This is a genomic window from Gordonia sp. DT30 (assembly GCF_049844915.1).
Taxonomy (GTDB): domain Bacteria; phylum Actinomycetota; class Actinomycetes; order Mycobacteriales; family Mycobacteriaceae; genus Gordonia.
In genome coordinates this window covers 18497-39020 of sequence record NZ_JBNCLY010000019.1, presented here as the reverse complement: position 1 = coordinate 39020, position 20524 = coordinate 18497, and the positions used below count along the sequence as shown (strand labels likewise).

At 67.1% G+C, this 20524-nt stretch carries 20 protein-coding genes; 13 read left to right on the top strand and 7 right to left on the bottom strand.

The window, feature by feature from the left end:
* Positions 1-11: 11 nt before the first annotated feature.
* The gene (locus tag ACLQ3C_RS16650) at positions 12-674 is read left to right on the top strand and encodes an SGNH/GDSL hydrolase family protein (RefSeq protein WP_425706195.1); all 663 of its coding nucleotides are present in this window, start codon (positions 12-14) and stop codon (positions 672-674) included.
* An 80-nt stretch (positions 675-754) separates the two neighbouring features.
* Positions 755-1807 (top strand): hypothetical protein, encoded by a 1053-nt coding sequence (locus ACLQ3C_RS16645; RefSeq protein ID WP_425706194.1) that lies wholly within the window; start codon positions 755-757, stop codon positions 1805-1807.
* Here the strand turns inward: ACLQ3C_RS16645 and ACLQ3C_RS16640 are convergent.
* From ACLQ3C_RS16640 to ACLQ3C_RS16615, 6 genes are all read right to left on the bottom strand, one after another.
* Complete coding sequence (locus tag ACLQ3C_RS16640) at positions 1734-2669, bottom strand: sugar phosphate isomerase/epimerase family protein (protein ID WP_425706193.1); 936 nt, start codon at positions 2667-2669, stop codon at positions 1734-1736. The genes ACLQ3C_RS16645 and ACLQ3C_RS16640 overlap by 74 nt on opposite strands.
* Positions 2670-2679: 10 nt before the next feature.
* Positions 2680-3639, bottom strand: a complete 960-nt coding sequence (locus tag ACLQ3C_RS16635; protein ID WP_425706192.1) for a TIGR03557 family F420-dependent LLM class oxidoreductase — start codon at positions 3637-3639, stop codon at positions 2680-2682.
* A 71-nt stretch (positions 3640-3710) separates the two neighbouring features.
* On the bottom strand, positions 3711-4538 hold the full coding sequence (locus tag ACLQ3C_RS16630; RefSeq protein ID WP_425706191.1) for an alpha/beta fold hydrolase: 828 nt from the start codon (positions 4536-4538) through the stop codon (positions 3711-3713).
* Between the two features lie 5 nt (positions 4539-4543).
* A complete protein-coding gene (locus ACLQ3C_RS16625; protein ID WP_425706190.1) occupies positions 4544-5443 on the bottom strand; it encodes an SDR family oxidoreductase in 900 nt (299 codons plus the stop codon).
* 56 nt (positions 5444-5499) lie between these two features.
* Positions 5500-6567, bottom strand: a complete 1068-nt coding sequence (locus tag ACLQ3C_RS16620) for a class I mannose-6-phosphate isomerase (RefSeq protein WP_425706189.1) — start codon at positions 6565-6567, stop codon at positions 5500-5502.
* On the bottom strand, positions 6564-7403 hold the full coding sequence (locus ACLQ3C_RS16615) for an SDR family oxidoreductase (RefSeq protein WP_425706188.1): 840 nt from the start codon (positions 7401-7403) through the stop codon (positions 6564-6566). Before ACLQ3C_RS16615 ends, ACLQ3C_RS16620 begins: the two co-directional genes overlap by 4 nt.
* A 213-nt stretch (positions 7404-7616) precedes the next feature.
* Between ACLQ3C_RS16615 and ACLQ3C_RS16610 the strand changes: the two genes are divergently transcribed.
* The 7 genes from ACLQ3C_RS16610 (at position 7617) to ACLQ3C_RS16580 (ending at position 15406) form a co-directional block, all read left to right on the top strand.
* Entirely contained in the window at positions 7617-8504 is an 888-nt protein-coding gene (locus ACLQ3C_RS16610) for a DUF5995 family protein (protein ID WP_425706187.1), read from the top strand.
* Between the two features lie 105 nt (positions 8505-8609).
* Positions 8610-9551, top strand: coding sequence for a TIGR03564 family F420-dependent LLM class oxidoreductase (locus tag ACLQ3C_RS16605; protein ID WP_425706186.1), 942 nt, complete (start codon positions 8610-8612; stop codon positions 9549-9551).
* A gap of 115 nt (positions 9552-9666) precedes the next feature.
* Positions 9667-10977 (top strand): serine hydrolase domain-containing protein, encoded by a 1311-nt coding sequence (locus tag ACLQ3C_RS16600; RefSeq protein WP_425706185.1) that lies wholly within the window; start codon positions 9667-9669, stop codon positions 10975-10977.
* A 33-nt stretch (positions 10978-11010) separates the two neighbouring features.
* Positions 11011-11664, top strand: coding sequence for a TetR/AcrR family transcriptional regulator (locus ACLQ3C_RS16595; protein WP_425706184.1), 654 nt, complete (start codon positions 11011-11013; stop codon positions 11662-11664).
* 38 nt (positions 11665-11702) lie between these two features.
* Complete coding sequence (locus ACLQ3C_RS16590) at positions 11703-12641, top strand: quinone oxidoreductase family protein (protein ID WP_425706183.1); 939 nt, start codon at positions 11703-11705, stop codon at positions 12639-12641.
* Between the two features lie 291 nt (positions 12642-12932).
* A complete protein-coding gene (locus ACLQ3C_RS16585; protein ID WP_425706182.1) occupies positions 12933-14354 on the top strand; it encodes a hypothetical protein in 1422 nt (473 codons plus the stop codon).
* A complete protein-coding gene (locus tag ACLQ3C_RS16580) occupies positions 14351-15406 on the top strand; it encodes a ThiF family adenylyltransferase (RefSeq protein WP_425706181.1) in 1056 nt (351 codons plus the stop codon). Before ACLQ3C_RS16585 ends, ACLQ3C_RS16580 begins: the two co-directional genes overlap by 4 nt.
* 30 nt (positions 15407-15436) lie before the next feature.
* On the opposite strand, the gene ACLQ3C_RS16575 is transcribed toward ACLQ3C_RS16580, so the two are convergent.
* A complete protein-coding gene (locus ACLQ3C_RS16575) occupies positions 15437-16165 on the bottom strand; it encodes a response regulator (RefSeq protein WP_425706180.1) in 729 nt (242 codons plus the stop codon).
* Between the two features lie 143 nt (positions 16166-16308).
* Here ACLQ3C_RS16575 and ACLQ3C_RS16570 point away from each other — a divergent pair, with 143 nt between their 5' ends.
* The 4 genes from ACLQ3C_RS16570 (at position 16309) to ACLQ3C_RS16555 (ending at position 20454) form a co-directional block, all read left to right on the top strand.
* Positions 16309-17001, top strand: coding sequence for a LuxR C-terminal-related transcriptional regulator (locus tag ACLQ3C_RS16570; RefSeq protein WP_425706179.1), 693 nt, complete (start codon positions 16309-16311; stop codon positions 16999-17001).
* A gap of 26 nt (positions 17002-17027) precedes the next feature.
* Complete coding sequence (locus tag ACLQ3C_RS16565) at positions 17028-18437, top strand: acyl-CoA synthetase (protein WP_425706178.1); 1410 nt, start codon at positions 17028-17030, stop codon at positions 18435-18437.
* 125 nt (positions 18438-18562) lie between these two features.
* Complete coding sequence (locus ACLQ3C_RS16560; RefSeq protein WP_425706177.1) at positions 18563-19138, top strand: TerD family protein; 576 nt, start codon at positions 18563-18565, stop codon at positions 19136-19138.
* Positions 19139-19299: 161 nt separating this feature from the next.
* Positions 19300-20454 (top strand): DUF475 domain-containing protein, encoded by a 1155-nt coding sequence (locus ACLQ3C_RS16555; RefSeq protein WP_425706176.1) that lies wholly within the window; start codon positions 19300-19302, stop codon positions 20452-20454.
* The last annotated feature ends 70 nt before the right edge of the window (positions 20455-20524 follow it).

Below are 20524 nucleotides of genomic sequence, written 5' to 3'. Positions count from 1 at the left end.
CAATGTGTTCCGTGGCCAGCGGATGCACGAGCCGGCCGGCTGGGTCGACGACCGACACCGCCCCGACCGAGATCGCGGTCATCGGCGATTCGTTTGCCACCGGCTTCGGACTGACCGATCCCCGATCTCGCTCTTTTCCACGCGTATTGGCGTCCGATATCTGTCGTCGGATCGTCGTCAATGCCCAGGATGGCACCGGGTACGTCAATCCGCCGCATGGTCATCGCGGATTCCAGACCTACCGTGCCCGACTACCGGAGGTACCGAAAGGCCCACTCCGCGCGCTGATCCTGCAGGGCAGTGACAACGACGGCACCTACCCGCCGGCCGAGATCACCGATCGCGCAGAGCAGACGTTCGATGCGCTCACCGACTCGGCCCCGGGTCGCCTCATCGTCGCCGTCGGCCCGACGCGCGTTCCCGACAAGGAGTTGGCGCAGCTCACCATGATTCGCGATGCGCTCCGGACGGCCGCCGCACATTCGCACGTGGTTTTCGTCGACCCGATCGCCGAGAACTGGCTCGCATCACCGGATTCCTACGGCACCGACCGCGAGCATCCCAGTGCCGCCGGCCACACCGAACTGGCCATGCACCTTCGGGCCGTGTTGGCGGCGCACGGCATCGACTCCCGGTGCGGTACGGGTTCCGGTTCGACCAGGGCATCCCGATGATCGGAACAACACTCATGACCAGGCCGGTACGTGCAATTCGCTCCGGTTCCGGCCGACGTCTGGTGCGGGCACGAGCCGGGATGACCATGGTGACCGCGTACATCCTGATCGCGGTCACCACCATCCTGGTGACCCGCGCCTACTTGACCGCCACCGGATTCCCTCAGGTGGGCGGTGCCAGCCTGCACATCGCACATGCCCTATACGGCGCCGCGCTGATGACCGTCGCCATGGTAGTGCAGTGGCTGTTCCTCGGACGCAACGCGCGCATCGTCGGAATCGTGCTCGGCGGCGTGGGTTTCGGCCTCTTCCTCGACGAGGTCGGCAAGTTCGTCACCAAGACCAATGACTACTTCTATCACCCGGCTGCCGACATCATGTACTTGAGCATGATGGTGGTCATCATCGGCGGGAACCTTGTTCGGTTCGCAAGGCGGCCCACGGCCCATGAGTCGCTGACGAACGCCGCCGAAATCGCCGCACAGGGACTGGTCACCGGACTGGGCCGCAGGCGTCGTGAAGTGGCCATGACGCTCGCCGCGCGGGCCGAGGCAGGTGGTGCCGACGCACGCGCGGTGCAGGCGGTGCGCGACATGCTCTACGCGTGTGACGATGCGCCGGAGCGCCTTCCGGGCCTGCGCCTGGCCGTATCGGCGGCCGTACCCGGGCCGGTCACCACAGTCTGGCGCTCCCCGATTGTGGTGTCACTGGCCGGCTGGGCCATGGTTGCGGTCTCCCTGGAGACCTGTGCGACTACACTTCTCGGGGTTCCGTGGAGGCCCTCAGAGCTGCTTTTCGGCGCTGATGGGGGTGGCGACGGGGTGGTGTGGGTCTCGGATCTGACCTACCTCGTACTGGGCGGCGTGTCCTTTGTGCTCGCTGTGATCGCGCTGGTGGCTCGCCGGGTCACCCGTCGGCGACGGCCGCCGCCGCTGCTGCCGTTGCGTCTGCTGCTGGCAGTGGCCGTCTCGTTCACCTTTGTCGGCGCCATCACCGATTTCGCGCAGTTCGGATTCGGTGCACTGGTCAGCGTTGCGATCGGGTTGTTCACGATCTCGGTCATCGCCCGCGAGATTCGCGGAATCCAGTTCCACGAGACCCGGTCGGAGCGAACACGTTCGATTCGTTTGTGAGATCCTCGGCCCACGCACGTTCCAGCGCCGCCCGGTTGACGCGCAGCACCTCGTCGAGGTCGCCGTCGCTGACCGGGTCGGGTACCCCGTCGGACAGGATCTCGAGCACACAGGGTCCCCGGTAGCCCGCATCGTACAGGGCGTGCAACAGCCGGCCGGTCGGGATGTCGCCGGTGCCCACCGAGCGTCGGTCGGCGCCCGAACGTGGTGTCCGCCAATCGCTCACCTGCAGAAGGAAGAGTCGGTCACCGGCATCGGCGATCGCACCGAGCAGGTCCGGGTTCTGCCAGAGGTTCCACGTGTCGAAGCAGATGCCGACGTTCTCACGATTCACCTCACGAATGAGGTCGAGGCCTTGTTGCAACGTCCAGATCGCCGTCTCCTGGTTCAACGACACCGGATTCAACGGTTCCAGCCCGATGCGAACCCCGTGGTCGGTGGCGACGTCGGCCAACTCCCGATGGTCCACGATGTTCTGCCGGATCGCCTCGGCCATGTTGCCTGCCGGAGCGGGGCCGGTGTTGGTGACGAACACCGCATCCGGCGCGTACGGGGCCACGAGCTGCACGCACTGCTCGAAGGCGTCGAGGCGCTGCCGATGGTCGGTGGGCCGCGGTTGCCCAGCACTGGGAAACATCGCTCGCACCGACGCCTGTACCGAGCTGATCGACAACCCGGACCCGACGGCCCTCTCGAGTTGCGCGGCGGCCCGATGCGGGTCGGGGTCGAGCTTGTCCTGACAGACCTCGATCACCCCGATCCCCGCATCGGTGCAATGCGCCACATCGTCGTCGAACGACCAACCGGTGGTGGTGAATTGGTTCACCGCGTAGGCGAATGGCAATTGCGCCGGATGGGTCATCGTCGCGCGCCTACCACTTCGCGCGGAGCCCGGGAAGCAGGTCGGATTTGCAGAAGTCGAAGAATCCGTCCGGGTCGGGACCGGCGTTCTGCAGGACCAGCTGGTCGAATCCGGCGTCGACATACTGCTTCACGACCTCGGCATGCCGGTCCGGGTCCGGTCCGCAGGCGAATTGCTCGAGCACGTCCTCTTCTCGCACCGTGGTGCTGGCGGCATCGAAGTTGACCGGATTGGGCAGTTCGCTCATCACCTTCCACCCGGTCACGAACCAGCGCGACTTCTCGAGAACCGCTTGGGCACCCTCTTCGGGGGTGCCGGCAAAGGCGAGCGGGATCTCGCTGTACTTCGAGCCGTCGCCGCCGGCCGCCTGGTAGGCGTCCACGATCTTCGACTTCGGTTCGGTCGCAAACAATCCGTCACCGAGTTCGGCGGCGATGCGCGCCGACGCGCCGCCACTACTGGCGACCGCGATCACCGGGTGTTTGTCGGGCAGATCGAAGACCTGGGCGTCCTCGATCTGCAGGTACTTGCCCTCATAGGACTGGTATCCACCCGACCAGAGGAGACGGATGATCTCCAGGGCCTCACGCAGCATGTCGTGCCTCTTTTTCGCGCCGGGCCACCCGATGCCGATGACGTGCTCGTTCAACCGTTCACCGGCACCGACGCCGAGCGTGAACCGCCCGTCGGAGATGATCGCGGTCGTCGCCGCGGCCTGCGCGATGACCGCCGGGTGATACCGCATGGTCGGACAGGTGACTCCGGTCGCGATCCGGAGTCGGTCGGTCTTGGCGGCTATCGACGCCAGCAGGGACCACGTGAACGCGCTGTGCCCCTGGACGTCGAGCCAGGGATGGAAGTGGTCGCTCAGTTCGACGAAGTCGAACCCGACCTCCTCGGCGCGCAGGGCTTGGCGGATGATCTCCTTCGGGTCGAACGACTCCGTCGAGAGCTTGTATCCGTATTGCATATCCTCGGTTCCTTTCGGTTACTCACTTTTTGGCCGTCGGCCAGGTGGTGGGGCTTGACCACGAGATCGTTTCATCCGGGTTGTCCGCTGCCGGTGTGGAATTCGGTGATGACCCGGGCGAACTTCTCGGGTTCGTCCAAGAACAGGGCGTGGCTGCTGTTCTCGAAGAACTCGGTGCGCGCATTCGGCACGTGCTCACCCACCCATGCCGGACCGCGCCAGTCGAATACCTTGTCCTGGCGGGCGACCAGCACCAGCGTTGGCAGATCCAGGGTGGGCAGCAGGTCACGCCAGTCATGGCGGGTATGGTCGGCCATCATCGGGTTACGCACCGACGGTGCGCATTTGGCCATCTCCGCCAACAGCAACTTCCGGAATCCGTTGGTGGGTGTGGTGAGCATGATGGTGTCGATCTGACCCTGATCGAAAGCCACGGTGTCGTATTCGACCTGGGCGCAGGTGGTGGCCAGGCTCGCGTCGTCAAAGCACGTTGCGTGGGCGTATTTCCAGTCCGCAGCGTAGTACTGGCGCGGGGACTGTTCGACGAACACCGCCCCGGCCAGGCGAGCAGGCCCGAAGAGCTCGAGGTAGCTCCAGATCACCGGACAACCGAGCGACCAGCCCAGCACGGTCACCTCGGTGAGGTCCAGCGCCTCGAGGAGATCGTGCAGATCCTTGGCCAGCCGCGGCACCCGGTAGCCGTGGCCGGGACTCTCGGAGTCCCCGTGACCGCGGAGGTCCATGCGGATCACCCTCGCGGCAGTGGCGAGTTCGTCGACGACCGGGTCGAAGAACCGGCCGGAGAAGCCCCACCCGTGAATCAGCAGCAGCGGCCGGCCGTCGCCCTGATCCGCGTAGTGGATCCGGGTGCCGTCGTTGGCCGTGACGAAGTCGGTCATGGCCGTCACGGTGTGGGTGTACCGCCATTGGCGGAAATGGTCGCCCCGCTGACATAGCTCGATTCAGGCGAGGCCAGGAACACATAGGCGGGCGCCATCTCGGCCGGCTGACCAGGCCGTCCGATCGGCGACTGGCCGGTCCCGAACTCGGCGAGCACGTCGGTGGGCTGGCCACCGGCGACCTGCAGCGGCGTCCAGATCGGTCCTGGCGCAACCACATTGACTCGTATACCCTTCGACGCCACCTGTTGGGCCAAGGACTTGCTGAATCCGTTGATGGCCCACTTCGTCGCGGCGTACTCGAGCAGGATCGGGGACGGCTGATAAGCCTCCAAAGAGGCGGTGTTGATGATGGTCGACCCCGGTGGCATATGCGCGATCGCGGCCTTGCACAGCCAGAACATGGCGTAGACATTGGTCTTGAGCGTCGCGTCGAACTGCTCGGTGCTCAGGTCGGCGATGTCCTTGACGTACTGCTGTTTGCCTGCGACATTCGCCAGGATGTCGACACCGCCCAACTGGCGGACCGCGGTGTCGACCAGCGTGCGGCAGTAGTCCTCGTCGGTCACGTCGCCGGGCACCGGCACCGCGGTGCGGCCGGCGGCCTCGATCAGCTCGACGACCTCGGCCCCATCCGGTTCTTCTTCCGGCAGGTAGGAGAGGACGACGTCGGCGCCCTCGCGGGCGAAGGCGATGGCCGCGGCCCGCCCGATCCCCGAATCCGCGCCGGTGACTATCGCCTTACGCCCGTCCAGCCGGCCGGTCCCGCGGTAGGTGTCCTCTCCACAGTCGGGTTGGGGAGTCATGTCTCGCTGCAGACCCGGGGCATCCTGTGACTGCTGGAAACTCTTGTCGGACTTCGGATACTGGCTGGTCGGGTCGACCATCGTGTACTGGTCGCTCATGATGTTCCTCTCATCTCGATCGGATGGCTCGGTGCGCCAACGGGTCGTGGGTGCGGCTACACCACCCCGAGGGTCTCGATCAGGTGTGATGGGTAGCCGGCATCGGCGAGCGGGCCGACGACGTCGCGGTCGAGATCGGGCAGATAGCCGAACAGCACGTCGGCCGGACCGCGGATCTCGACCTCACCGCAGACGGCGGGTAGCAGCAGCGTCTGTGCTCGCCCGAGCTCTTCTGACCGCCGGCCGCTCCGGACCGTGATCGGCGACCCCAGGTTGGTCAGTATCTGGGCGGTGGCAAACGCGCGCAGCAGTGGCCCGGAGGTACCGACCCGCCACCGTTCCAGAGCGAAATACGGCCCGGCACACAGGAACACACGCCCCACCGCCTCACCGCAGGGAAGTGCGAGTCCGGGAACGAAGTCCGGTCGGGAGTTGAGCTGCGCCTCTTGCATGAGCATGTCGAGGTTCGCCGAGAACTCGTCGTCGGCGACCGGTGAACCGTCCTCCATGTGCCGGCGCATGGCGTGTTGCTGGATATCGGAGGTCTGTTCGATCTCGTAGATCACGGTGTCCGGACCGAACGAGTGCAGGGTGCCGCCGGGTACATAGATCGTCTCGCCGGCGCGGACCGGCAGCCGGCGGAGCACGGCGTCGAAGTCCTGGCTTTCCAGCGCGGCACGCAGCTGCCCGGCGGTGATGCCGTCCTCGACGCCGCACAGCGCGGTGGCGCCCGGGGCGGCGTCGAGGATGTGCCAGGCCTCGGTCTTGCCGTTCGGCTGGCCCTCGAGTCGGCGCGCCGCCTCGTCGTCGGCGTGCAGGTGTACCGGGAGGGTGCCGGCGCCGTCGATGAATTTGGTGAGCACCGGGAAGAACTCGCCCGACCAGCCGGCGCCCATGAGTTCCTTCGGGTGTTCGTTCACGAGTTGGCGGAGCGAACGGCCGGCCAGCGGGCCGTTGGTCACCTGGCCGTTGTTGCCGTCGACGTCGCTGCACTCCCAGGTCTCGGCGACCGACCAATCCGGGATCCCGCGCTTGCCGAGGCGATGGGCAATCGCATGACCACCGAATACGTGGTGCTTGACCGGCACCGTCAGCCGCAGCGGGTAGAGCGTCGGACCGGTCACAAGATCGGTACCCCACCGGTCACCGCGACCCGGGCGCCGGAGACGTAGCCGGCCTCGTCGGAGGCGAGCATCACATACACCGGCGCGAGTTCCTTGGGCTGGCCCGGCCGCCCGCTCGGTGACTGCTGCCCGAAGTTCGCCACCTGGTCCTCGGGCATCGTCGACGGGATCAGCGGCGTCCAGATCGGGCCCGGCGCAACACTGTTGGCACGGATGCCCTTGGGCGCCAACTGCTGGGCCAGGGTGGCACAGATGTTCGCCAGGGCGCCCTTCGTCGCACTGTAGGGAAGCAGGTCGGGTGCCGGCTGATCGGAGTTGATCGAGGAGGTCGCAATGATGGAGGCTCCCGGCTTCATCTGCGGCACGGCGGCTTTGGCCAGGTGGAAAAATGCCGACAGGTTGGTCGCGATGGTGCGGTCCCACTCCTCGTCGGGAGTGTCGGTGAAGTCTTCGCGGACCATCTGGAAAGCGGCATTGTTGACGAGCACATCGATTCGCCCGAACTCGTCGACCGCTTTGGCGATGACGTCCCGGCAGTGCTGCGGCTTCTGCAGATCGCCGGGCACGACCACGGCTTTCCGGCCGGCCTCCTCGACCCACTTTCGGGTGTCCTCGGCGTCCTCGTGCTCGTCGAGGTAGGAGATGAGCACATCTGCACCTTCACGCGCGAAAGCGATCGCGACCGCCTTGCCGATGCCGCTGTCTGCGCCGGTGATCACCGCCGCCTTGCCTGCCAACCGGCCCGAGCCGCGGTAACTGTTCTCGCCGTGATCGGGGCGGGGGTCCATCTTCGCGGTGACACCGGGTGGCGTCTGTTGCTGTGGATTCTGCGACATCGGTTCTCCTACACGCTGTCTCGTGCCGACGGTGCTTGAGCGTCAGCGGATGCGCCCGATGCCTGCCATCCCCGGAACCTTCCGGTGGCGTGTCACCGAACGCACAGAGCCCGCGTACCCCCGCGTGCCGGTCGCAAACATGCCGCGATCAGATCGCGACCGGCGAGACATTGCGGAATAGTTGGGGAAACGGCCGACCCGGAAGGTGCCCCGATGCGAGCTACCCGCATGATCCCGCTCATCGCCCTGATACTCCTCGGGCTTCTCGGCACCGTGCCCATCTCGCGTGCCGAGGCCGCTCCGGCCGCCGCCTGCGTGACTCCGCTCGCCCGCACCGACACCGAACGGATCGCGGCCCTGTCGGACATCGGGGCCGACCGCGGCCGGCCGGACCTGGCGAGTCTGCGCAGCCACGTCGCCCGGCTGTGGTCGATCACCGACATCCTGGTCGCACACCACGACCGCCGCGGACTGTTCCCGCTCGCGCTTGCCGTCACCGAACGAGACGCGGTCATGCCGCTGCAAGAGCGCCCCGGCGCGTTTCAGAATCCACAGTGGGCACCGCGCGTCAGCCAGTACCTCCTCGATCGGTTCCTCGACGCACTCCATGCCGAGTTCACCGGCGGCCCGGTGCCCGCACACTGGACGCGATACTTCGATCTCGCCACCGACTGCCGGGTCTCTGGCGAGCGCGTGACGACCGTCGGCTTCAACTCCCACATCACCGTCGACCTGGCGCACGCCGTGGCCGATGCCGCCACCACGCAGGCGCAGGCGCGTGACTTCTTTCTGATCGTCGATACCATTGCTGCGCATGGCAATTCGATCGTAGTGGCCACGAGCCGCGCCTACGGGATCGACCTCGGCCCGGCCTTCCGCTTCTACTTCGTCGGCGAAGGCCTCGACCGGATCGTCGGCGCCGGGCGAGCGACCACGCCGATGCTCCGTGCCGCCGACGTCGGCTACAACGTGCTCACGTTCGGCAACGGGCTGGCTCTGCAAGATCCCGCCACCCACGACGCCGCCGTCACGGATATCAGCGCACTATGGTCCACCGGCGACGCCGCACTCGAAGCGTTCGAACAGGTGGGCCTTCCGTAAGTGCGGGGCGCCCAGTCCGAACCGCAATGCACCACCCTTGCAGTCACCCTGGGCGCAACCACACGCCGGCGGAAGTCACCGGCGCGGGACCGGGTTGGCCTGGTCATGGCCACCGGAATCGCGCTACCGCCCCTCGCCAACGACCCATCGGTCACCAACATCGTCGATCGGGCGATCGAGCTGGGCGGCGAGCTCGCCGACCTCGGGATCGACTCGGCCTGGTTCGGCCAGCCCTACAGCTACGACGCCCTGACGCTCGCCGCACTGCTCGGCCGCGCCGTCCCCGGCCTTCGCGTCGGTACCTCGGCCATTCCCATCCATCCTCGACACCCGATCAACCTGGCAAGTGCGGCGAAGACCGCCGCCGCCGCGACCCATGACCGATTCGAACTCGGCGTCGCGCTGGGGACACCGGCCCTCGGCTCTGTCTACGGGGTCGAGTTGCCGCCACCGGCGGCGGCCCTGCGGGATCACCTGCGCGCGCTGCGCCCGCTCCTCGACGGCAGCGACGAGGCGGTCGAAGGCCCGACACTGCGCTCGGCTCCGCCGCTGCCCACCGCGGTACCCGGCGTCAGTGCGCCGATCCCGCTCCTCGTCGCCGCCATGGGACCACGCACGCTGGCCGTGACCGGCGAACTCGCCGACGGCACGATCCCCTTCCTCGCCGCGCCTGCGGTCATCCGTGAACACATCGCGCCGGTCATCCGCGACGCCGCGGCGGCCGCCGGACGACCGGCGCCGCGGATCGTCGCCGCGGTCCCCGCCCTGGCGACCGACGACGTGGCGCCCGCCCGAGCCGCCGCCCGCAGCGCTGCGTCGTTCTACGAAACCATCCCGTCCTACCAGCGCGTCCTCGAACTGGGCGGATTCGATTCGGCCGGTGACGTTTTCGTGATCGGTGACGAGGCGGCTGTCGCCGACGGGTTGCAGGAATACCTCGATGCGGGTGCAACCGATCTGATCGTGACCCAGACCGACATCGTGGGCGAGGAGACCCGGCAGCGAACGTGGCATGCGGTCGGAAAGTGGGCCGCCGACGGGCACTGACGCCTGCGCCGGGGCGCGGCTGACACTCACGTCACAATACGGCTAGAGAGTTGCGTGCCTTTACCTCCGGGTCATACTGTGCCTTCAGTCACATTTGACGGAGGAGGCCGGACCGGTGCGGAGCAGGGGCGGACGCGGCGTCGTTCTGGGTATCGTCCTGGCGGTTGCCGCCGGACTGACGATCGCGGCATCGCCGGTGGTCGAGGCCTCGCCGGCGACCGATCGAACGTCCTGCGCCCTGCCCGGCGGCGGACAACCGTTCGGCTCGAGCGCTCCCGGTCGGCACGGCCTCGACGCCGCCAAGGTGAACGACGCGATCGCCTACGCGTCGAGTCACATGCGCCTGTCGGTGCAGATCTTCCGGGACAACTGCCTGGTCGGTACCGGACCGTTGAATGCCGCGACCCAGAACGTCCCCTTCCCGATGTGGAGTTCGACGAAGTCGGTGATCTCGTTGCTCACCGGTATCGCGATCGACCAGCACAAGCTGGGAATGAACGATCCGATCGGAAAGTACCTCCCGCGCGGTTGGGGCGACGCCGCGCACCGCTCGATCACCGTTCACGAGTTGTTGACCCAGACCTCGGGGATCAAGCAATCCATCCTGTCGGAGGCTGCGACCTCACTCAGCGATCCGAGCATCGCGCAGGAAGCCCTGGCCTACCCGCTCGATCACGCTCCGGGAACCCACTGGGTCTATGGCCAGCGGCAGGTCGACCTCCTCGGTTATGTGGTGCACCGAGCAGTCGGCGAAGACCTGGTGGCCTACGCACAGCGCAATCTGTTCGGACCAGTGGGCATCCCGGCGTCGTCCTACGCCTGGCTGCGGGACCAGTCCGGGCAGCCCTACGGCTACGCGCATCTGTTCCTGCCGCCGGTGCAATACGCCAAACTCGGCCTCCTGCTGCAGAATCAGGGCGTGTGGAAGGGCCGCCGCGTGATCTCCGAGGCGTACGTCGACGCGTTGTCCACGCCCACCCCCAGCAATCCCTGCTATGGGTTGCTGTTCTGGACCAACGCCGGGAACCGCTGCACCAGTGCAGATTTCCCTGCGGCCGTCACCGTGAACCATCGGATGATCGAGTCCGCGCCGGCGGATCTGTACGCGATGGTCGGCTTCCTCCACCAGAACAACTTCATCATCCCGAGCCTGCACATGGTGATCACCTGGACCGGCGTTCTGGGTGACAGTTACCCGAATATCGCGGTTCTGCTGTCCGCGGTTCCGGCCGGCGACCTCTACCACAATTTCTTCCGCATTCTGATGTCCGGGGTCAAAGACGTCCACGTCCCCGATCCGGGCCCCTACCGCGGGCCGGGGGAGAGCTTCGAAGTCGACCCATCAAAGCTCATCGATCCCGAGATCAGCCAGAAGGGTCTCGCGCCGAACGTGCACTGTAATGTGCTGAGCTGCACCAGCGGCTAGCAGCGGACGCGAACAGAGATTACGGTCGGCACGGTGAAGAGCACGGGAAACCGCCACGACGATGACGGCCTCCTCGACCGGGCGGTCGGCACATTCCGGCGTCTGGGCTATCCGGGCGCCACGATGGCAATTCTCGCCGAGGACGCCGATTCGACGAAGCCGACGCTATATGCACATTTCGGCGGCAAAGAAGACCTGTATGTGCGTGCCTTTGCCCGCGAAATCGATCGTCTGAAGGCGGTGTTGTTCACGACCTATGCCGACGCCGAGTCGTTCGGTATGCGGGAAGCGGTCGAAGCCGACATGCTCGCCTTCTTCGACTACGCACGCACCTTTCCGGACAGCTTTCATCTCATCTTCAGCGAAGAGCCCAGACCCGCCACCGCGGCCGCGCTCCGCGAGATCATGATCGAGCAGCTGATCCAGAAGATCACCGGCCAGATCCGGCGCCGACTGCAGTCGGGGGGCGCCGACGTCCTCGGCCGCAGCGCCGAGGTCTTGGCGTCGCTGCTGGTGGGTATCGCCATTCGGGGCGGCCGGATCGCCGTGGACACCGGGCTGGCGCCTGCTGCTCTCGGCGACCTCGTGGTGAGTCTCGTCTCCGACGGGCTGTTCGGTCTGACATACGAGCCGTTGCGGCGGATCGACGAGGCCACGAACGACGATGTGGAGGAACGGGACGAGTAACCTCGCCGCATGACATCATCCGGCCGGGTTCTGATCTGATGCGCACGCGCGGATGGGTCGCGCTCGGCCCGCGCGGCATCGACGACTTCGCGGTCGCCGACATCGAGGTGCCCGCGCCGGCGCCCGGCGAGGTGACGATCGAGATCGTGTCGGCCGGCGTCAATCCGGCCGACCTCAAACACGCACGCGCCGCGACCGACTTCCCGGCACCACTCGGCTACGAGATCTCCGGGCGGATCACCGCGCTCGGAGCCGAGACCGACATCGCATCCGGGCCCGCGGCGGTCGGCGACGAGGTTCTCGCCTTCCGCGTGCACGGTGGATATGCGAGAGCCCGTACCGTCGCCGCCGAGACGGTCTTCGCGAAGCCGGCGTCGTTGGACTTCGATCAGGCCGCCGGTCTGTTGCTCGCCGGCTCCACCGCCGCCGACATGCTCCGGGCGGCCCGCGCCACCCGCGACGAGATGATCGTGCTGCACGGTGCCTCGGGCGCGGTGGGCGTCGCCGTGTTGCAGTTGGCGCGGCTGCGTGGCATCCACGTCATCGGTACGGCCGGCCACCGATCCCGGGATCGGGTCCGCGGTTTCGGTGGGATGCCGGTCGAATACGGGCCCGGGGTGCTCGATCGGATACGCGCGAGCGCCGACGGCACACCGATCGCCGCGGCGCTCGACGCGGTCGGCACCGACGAGGCGATCGATGCCTCGCTGGAGCTGGTCGCCGATCGTTCCCGGATCGTCACCGTCGCCGCGCCCCGGCGAGCCGGGGCCGACGGCTTCACCGCCTTGGGCGGTCAGCAACCGCAGAGCCGGATGTTCCGGGACTCGGTGCGGTCCAACCTGATCCGGCTGGCCGGAAACGGCGACATGGTGGTTCCCGTCGCCGCGACATTTCCCTTCGACGACGCGCGCGAGGCAGTTGCCCTCGCCGCCGGTGGGCACGCCGGGGGCAAGGTCGTGATCCGGGCGGACCGGTAGCGGGCGTCCCGCTACCACAGGCCTACGACAACAATTCGTACCCCGATAGGCCGACGGCACCTTCGCCGCGTACGCGTTATCACTGCACCACAATGGTTTTCGCTCATGGTGAGCCTATTGATCGCCATTCGTCCGACGGTCGGGCGAACGGCCGAATTCACCGCGCAGAGCTCGCACGCACCATTCACCCCGATCCACACTGGCTTCAGGTCGACGTCCTCGGCAGCGCCTGGAGAGCAGCAGCGAGACAAGAGGATTCCCCGGTCGACCACACCCGACAAGGAGACTCCTGTGATCACCATCAGCGATGTGGACCTGGCCGTGGCGGTGACCGAGCGTGCTCGCCGCCGGGTTCCGGCCTATGCGGACTTCCTGCTCCGCAACGGCGTCGATCCCGCCGATCGAACCGACAACGATTCCTTCGCCCGGCTGCCCGTGATGACCAAGGAGAACTACCTCAGCCACTACCCGCAGCCGATGCGCTACTGGGACGGCCGCCTGAGCGAGGCGATGATCTGGTCGTCGACGTCGGGTTCGTCGAGTGGCGTGCCCACGCAATTCGGCCGCGGCGCAGTCGCACTCGCCCAGAGCGCCGCCATGTACGACCGGATCTTCACCGAGTCGTTCGGGTCCGGGACGCGAACCACATTGCTCCTCAATTGTTTTGCCATGGGTACCTGGATCGGCGGGACCTACACGATGGCCGGGGTGCTCGAGCTCGCCGACCGTGGGCATCACATCGGTGTGGCCACTCCCGGTATCGACGTCGATGTCGCCGTGGCCACGCTTGCCGAGTTGGGTCCGCACTACGATCAGGTCGTGGTGGCCGGATATCCGCCGCTGATCAAAGACCTTCTGGACAACACTCCGCCGCACCTCCTGGCCATGGATATCAAGATCCTGCTGGCCGGTGAGGCGATCACCGAGACGTGGCGCGACCACGTACTCGGTCTTCTGGGCAGAGAGTCGGAGCCACAACGTATCTGCCTCAAGTACGGGACCGCCGACGCCGGGATCATGGGATACGAGACGCCGATCAGCATCGCCGTCCGGCGGGCCGCACTCGAGGACGAGCATCTGTCCGAGTTGCTCTTCGGCACCGCAGGTGCCCCACAGCCGACCTTCGTGCGTTATCACCCCGAATACCGCTACACCGAGTGTGACGATGACGGCCATCTGCTGTTCACCGTCGATTCGGCAATGCCGTTGATCCGCTACCGGATCAACGACCGCGGAAGGGTTTTCGATGGTGCCGCACTACGCTCGGTCCTGCACCGGCGCGGCCTCGTCCAACTCGCCGCCCAGGTCGGGGCCGACGATCACTTCCTCGTTCTGTACGGCCGTACCGACATCGCGGCGATCTATCACTCCCTCAACATCTATCCCGCCAACATCCGGCCCGCCTTCGAGGATCCGGCGCTCGCCGCGCAACTCACCGGTCGCTTCGTCGTCGAGGTGCTCGAGGACCGCGACCACCACCAAACCCTCTACATCCGGGCCGAACTCGCCCGGCACGCCACCGGCGGCAGGGACCTGACCACGCGATTGAGCGAGCGGTGTCACGCGTCGCTGGTGCGCACGAACTCCGAGTTCCGGGCACTGAGCGCGTCATCGGGAGGCTCGGCCCGGGCCACCATCACCCTGCACGAATACCACTCGGCGGGCTTCGGCGCCGCCGCCAAAGACGTCTACATCAAAGGAACAGCACAATGATCGACATCCTCGACCCGGCGCGTGATCGCGACCGCATCGATGCACTTCTGCATGCCGGCGACCACCGGCTGGTGGATGCGTGGGCCACCGCCCGTCCCGAGCTGACCGCACTCGCGCAGTTCACCGGCGAGGAGGTTCCCGATTCTGCCCAACTCGATTCGTGGAGCCGCTACGTCGTCTATCCGTGGCGGCGCACGGTGGTCCGCGTGCCGGTCGACCCGCTGTTGCACCGGCTGCGCACCGCACGCAACCGATTCCTCATCACCGACGACGAGCAGGCCGCGTGGTCGTCGGCGCAGCTGGCGGTGGCCGGCCTCAGCGTCGGCGCCTCCGTCGTGCAGGTCGCCGCGCTGACCGGGGCGCGCCGGTTCCATCTCGCCGATCCGGACACGCTCGGCCCCACCAACCTCAACCGGCTCGCCGGTTCGGTGTGCGACCTCGGACTGGCGAAGACGACCCTGGCGGCCCGACGCCTCCTCGAGGCAGATCCGTACGCCGAGATCGCCACCTGGGACCGGGGCTATCAGGTCGACAGGTCGGCCGAGTTCCTGCGCGGCCGGGATGGGCGGCCGGTCGACGTCGTCATCGAGGAGATGGACGACCTGGCCATGAAGGTCGCGGTGCGCTCGCACGTGCGCACCGCCCGAATCCCGTTGATCATGGTCACCGACGACGGCGACAACGTGATCATCGACGTCGAACGTCATGATCTCGATCGCGACTATCCCCCGTTCCACGGAGCCGCAGGCGAGATCGCCGAGTATGACCTGGAGGCACTGCGCGACCCGGCGAACCGGGTGCGGGTGGCGTGCGCGATCGTCGGCGCGGACGTGGCCCCACGGGTCGCCGAGGCGCTGGCCCATGTCGGCCAGACGATTCCGTCGTGGCCGCAACTGGGCACGGCGGCCAGTCTGGCGGGGGTGGTCGGCGCGTTCGCCGCCCGCACCATCGTGTGTGGTGGCGACCTGCCGTCGGGCCGCTACCGTGTCGCCATCGACGACGCGCTCACCGCGCACACTGCGCACACTGGGCCGGCACACGCCGCCGCGTGAGCGGCCGTCAAGGTTGGTTGTGCCGCCCGCTCACGCCGTGAGCACGTCGGCGTGACCGTTGCGGCGACACCAGCTCATCAGGTAGCGGGCATGCAGTCCGCTCCATCGGTACACCGACGCCTGTGTCATCGGCAGGTGCTCGTCGTGTTCGCCCCGCTGGATGATCATCGGCCCCAGGTAGTGGCTGGTGATCTTGTTCGCGGTGTTCGGCGAGACCTTGGCCACCCGGGCCAGCGACGCGGTGTCGGAGACGTGGCCGGCCGCGATGGCGCCGGCCATCCGGCCGGCGGTCTGCCCACGACGCCCGGAGAAGAGTTCGTACAGGCTGGGCCGGCGGCCGGGCGAGGGGATCGGAGGCAGGCTGCGCCCCAGCGCGGCAACGCGGATGGCGTCGGCGAACGCGGCAAAACCGTCGGATTTGGCGACCACCCCGACCACCTCGTCGCGTCGGCTCGCCTCCTCGATCAGGTCCACTTCCATGCTGTGGCCTTGCGCCGCCAGCAGGACCGGCGCCAGCCGGTCGTGGGCACGCAAGAGTTCGATCACGTCCAGGCCGTCGAAGGCCCATTCCGTATCGGGACGGTTCCAGACCAGATCGGCGGTGACGACGTCGAAGCGGACCCGGCCGGCGACCCGCCGAACGAAGTCGGTGTCGTCGGTGGCCACCTCCACGGTCCAATCGGGAAATCGCGACCGCAACGGAGCGGCCACCACCTCGCCCAGCGGTGAGGCGACCAGCACACGTAAGCCCTCGGACATGAACAATATTGTGCCCCGCGGAAGCTGTTCATGCGTAATCACGCATGACGATCGCCGTTTGGTAGCCGTATACACCCGAATCAACAGCATTTGTGTCGCACGAATGGGTGACCGACGCCCTGCCGTCGGAAAGGGTTGAGCCCATGCAGCACGAGAACGAGAATCCCCGGCCGGTCCCGACCGCCGTCCCCGACGATTCCGCGGATCGGTCCCTGTTCGTCGCCGTGGCCGCCGAGGGTGACATCTTCGATACCGCGCTGTGTGCCCTCGTCGAGAAGCTCGGCCATCACACGGGCATCGTCCGGCTCGACGCCGACGATTCGGCGGTCCCCCGGGCCGCAGGGGGAGCCGGCGCAGAGGATTCCGGTGCAGATGATTCCGGTGCGGGGGGAGCCGGCACCGTCATCCTGGTGCGCTCGGCACACCGGCTCCGCCAGATTCGGCAGAATCCGCGGTTTCAGAACGCGGTCCTGCTGGGCGTAGGCGTGCGGGCCGGCGATCCGCGTGGGCTCGATATTCCCGATACTGTCTGCGCAGCAACCGAACTCGCGGCTTTCCTGGCAGGTGTCGCCGACCGGCTGCCGTACCGATCCGCCCGCGTCCGGCTGACCGAGCGCGAACGTCAGATCCTGACGACGTACGCGCTGGGTACGACGATGGCCGAAACCGCGCGCCGCCACCACATCGCCGAGAGCACCGTGCGCGAACACTACCGGCGGGTGACGCAGCGCTACGCCGATGCCGGGCGGCCGATCGGCAACAAGGCGCAGTTGCTGCTGCGCCTGATGAGTGACGGCTGGGTGCGTCCGCTCGAGATCCTGCAGGCGACCGCCTGACGCAGCGGCGTGGCACAGTAAGGGTCGTGTTGCTGCCGACCCTGTCACCGAATGCGCCCGACCTCGCCGACGCCGTCATCATCGGCGACGAACACCTGTCCCGGGAGGATCTGGTCGGTGCCGCGACCGCGGTGGCCGAACGCATCCGGGGGGCGCGCACGCTGGCGGTTCTGGCCCGGCCGACGGGGTCGACGGTGCTGGCCGTGGTCGGCGGACTCATCGCCGACGTCACCATCGTGCCGGTGCCGCCCGACTCCGGGCGCCGCGAAATCCACCACATCCTTACTGATTCCGGTGCACAGGCGTGGCTGGGTGAGGCACCCACCGGCGCCACGTTGCCGACGATCCCGGTCCGCCGCTACGCCAGGTCCTGGCATTCACACCCCGAGCCGTCGGCCGATTCGGTGGCGCTGATCCTCTACACCTCCGGCACCACCGGCGCACCCAAGGGCGTGCCGATGACCCGCCGGGCAATCGCCGCGGGCCTCGACGCACTCGCCGACGCCTGGGATTGGACGTCCGACGACGCACTCGCGCATGGGCTTCCACTGTTCCATGTGCACGGACTGATCCTCGGCCTGGTGGGCCCGCTACGCCGTGGCGGTCGGCTCATCCACACCGTCACACCGACCCCGCAGAACTATGCCCGCGCGGCGGCGGACGGCGCGTCGATGTTCTTCGGGGTGCCCACGGTGTGGTCTCGGATCGGTGCGGCGCCCGACCTCGCCCAGCAGTTGTCGCGGGCCCGGCTGCTGGTGTCGGGGAGCGCCCCGTTGCCCGTCCCGATTTTCGAGCAGATCCGTGCGGTGACCGGGCATGAGGTCGTCGAACGCTACGGCATGACCGAAACCATGATCACCGTGAGCACCCGCGCCGGCGGCGAGCGGCGGCCTGGCTGGGTCGGACTACCGCTGACGGGCGTCGAGACCCGGCTCGTCGAGGGCGGTGCGGCGCTGCCACACGACGGCGAATCCGTCGGTGACCTGCATGTGCGCGGGCCGATGCTTGCCTCCGGCTACCTGAATCGGCCCGATGCCACCGCCGAGAGCTGGCTCGGCGACGGCTGGTTCGCGACCGGTGACGTCGCGGTGATCGGCGATGACGGCATGCATCGGATCGTCGGACGGCGGGCCACCGACCTCATCAAATCCGGCGGCTTCCGGATCGGGGCCGGTGAGATCGAAACAGTACTGCTGGCACATCCCGCGGTCCGCGAGGTCGCCGTGATCGGCGTCCCCGACGCCGACCTCGGGCAGCGCATCGTCGCCTACGTGGTCGGCGACCGGTCACCCGACGACGAGCTGATCGCCTTTGTGGGACAAGAACTATCGGCCCATAAGCGACCCCGCGAGATCCGGTGGACGGAGTCACTGCCGCGCAACGCGATGGGTAAGGTGCAGAAGAAGCTCCTGGGCGACGGGTCCGAGCGCGGATGAGGCGGCCACTCGATTTCGTTCGGTCGGTCGACCTGCACCTGTCGGACGCCGGATTCGTCGCATAGGGTGTGGTCATCGCACAGACAGTGGCGGTTGGCCGTTCAACGAAAGAAAGGCAGACGAACATGGGCGTGAGCCTGAGCAAGGGTGGGAATGTCTCGCTGACCAAGGAGGCACCGGGATTGACCGCGGTCGCCGTGGGTCTGGGCTGGGACGCCCGCTCCACCACCGGTGCCGATTTCGACCTCGACGCCAGCGCCATCGCGCTCGGCGCGAACAAGAAGGTGCTCTCCGACCAGCATTTCGTCTTCTTCAACAACCTGCGGTCACCGGACGGCTCGATCGAGCACACCGGCGACAACCTGACCGGTGAGGGCGAAGGCGACGACGAGGTCATCAACGTCGATCTCGCCGGCGTTCCCCCGGAGGTCGACACCATCGTCTTCCCGGTCTCGATCTATGACGCCGACGCGCGTAGCCAGTCGTTCGGCCAGGTCCGCAACGCTTACATCCGCGTCATCAATCGCAGCGGCGGCGCGGAGATCGCCCGCTACGACCTCTCCGAGGACGCCTCCACCGAGACCGCCATGGTCTTCGGTGAGCTCTATCGCAACGGTGCCGACTGGAAGTTCCGCGCCGTCGGCCAGGGCTACGCCTCTGGCCTCGCGGGTATCGCCCGCGATTACGGCGTCAACGTCTGAACGTCGACACCTACTCGCCGATGCCGCACCCGCCCTTCGTGACGGGTGCGGCATTCGTCGTCCACCGGGCGTCGCAACGCGGCGCGCCCACCGGCTACCGACGCCGTCGGTTCCCGGCGTAACGCACACCGCCCCAGCATGATCAGAAAGGCCACGCCCCAGTGGTACTGCGAATATTCGGTCTGTCCATCGTCGTCACGATCCTGGCATTGATAGCCGCCTTCTTCTACGGCGGCACAACAGCACTCTTCCTCACCCTGATCCTCGGCATCCTCGAGGTGTCGCTGTCTTTCGACAACGCGGTCATCAATGCGACCGTCCTACGCCGGATGAGCGAGTTCTGGCAGAAGATCTTCCTCACCGTCGGCGTCATCATCGCCGTCTTCGGCATGCGCCTGGTGTTCCCGCTGATCATCGTGTGGCTGGGGGCGCGCCTGAACCCGGTCGAAGCGATGCGGCTGGCGCTCAACCCGCCGACCGACGGATCGCAGACCTACGAGCAGATCATCACCGACGCGCATCCACAGATCGCTGCATTCGGCGGGATGTTCCTGCTGATGTTGTTCCTGGGCTTCATCTTCGAGGAGAAGGAGATCACCTGGCTCACCTGGATCGAACGGCCGTTGGAGAAGATCGGCAAACTCGACCAGCTCTCCGTCGTGGTGGCCTCGATCCTGCTCATCATCACCGCCGAGTTCATCGCCCCCGACGACGAGCGCTCGACGGTACTGTTCGCCGGGGTACTCGGCATGATCACCTACATCGCCGTCAACGGACTCGGCGAATTGTTCAACAACGATGATGACGATGATCCCGACGAATCCGCCGATGAACACGCGCAGGCGCAGCGAACGCCCGGCGTCGACGATGCGGCATCGGTCGCCGATGCCGAACTACGGCGCTCCGGACCGAGCGACCTGGCCAAGGCCGCGGGCAAGGCCGGCTTCTTCCTTTTCCTCTACCTCGAGGTCCTCGACGCGTCGTTCTCCTTCGACGGTGTGATCGGTGCGTTCGCCATCACCGCCGACCCCATCATCATCGCGCTCGGCCTGGGCTTCATCGGCGCAATGTTCGTCCGCTCGCTCACCGTCTACCTGGTCCGCAAGGGCACCCTGAGCGAGTACGTCTACCTCGAGCACGGCGCGCACTGGGCCATCGGTGCGTTGGCACTGATCCTGTTCTACTCGATCGGCACCCACGTCCCCGAGATCGTCACCGGTCTCGTCGGTGTGGTGCTGATCCTGGCAGCGCTCATCTCGAGCATCATCCGCCGGCGCAACGAGCCCGCCGACGCCAAGGACCACATCGAGGTCTGATCTGACGTTGGTCGTTCCCGCTCACTCATTTGCTTCCCGCTCACCGATCTCGGCGAGCGGGAAGTAAATC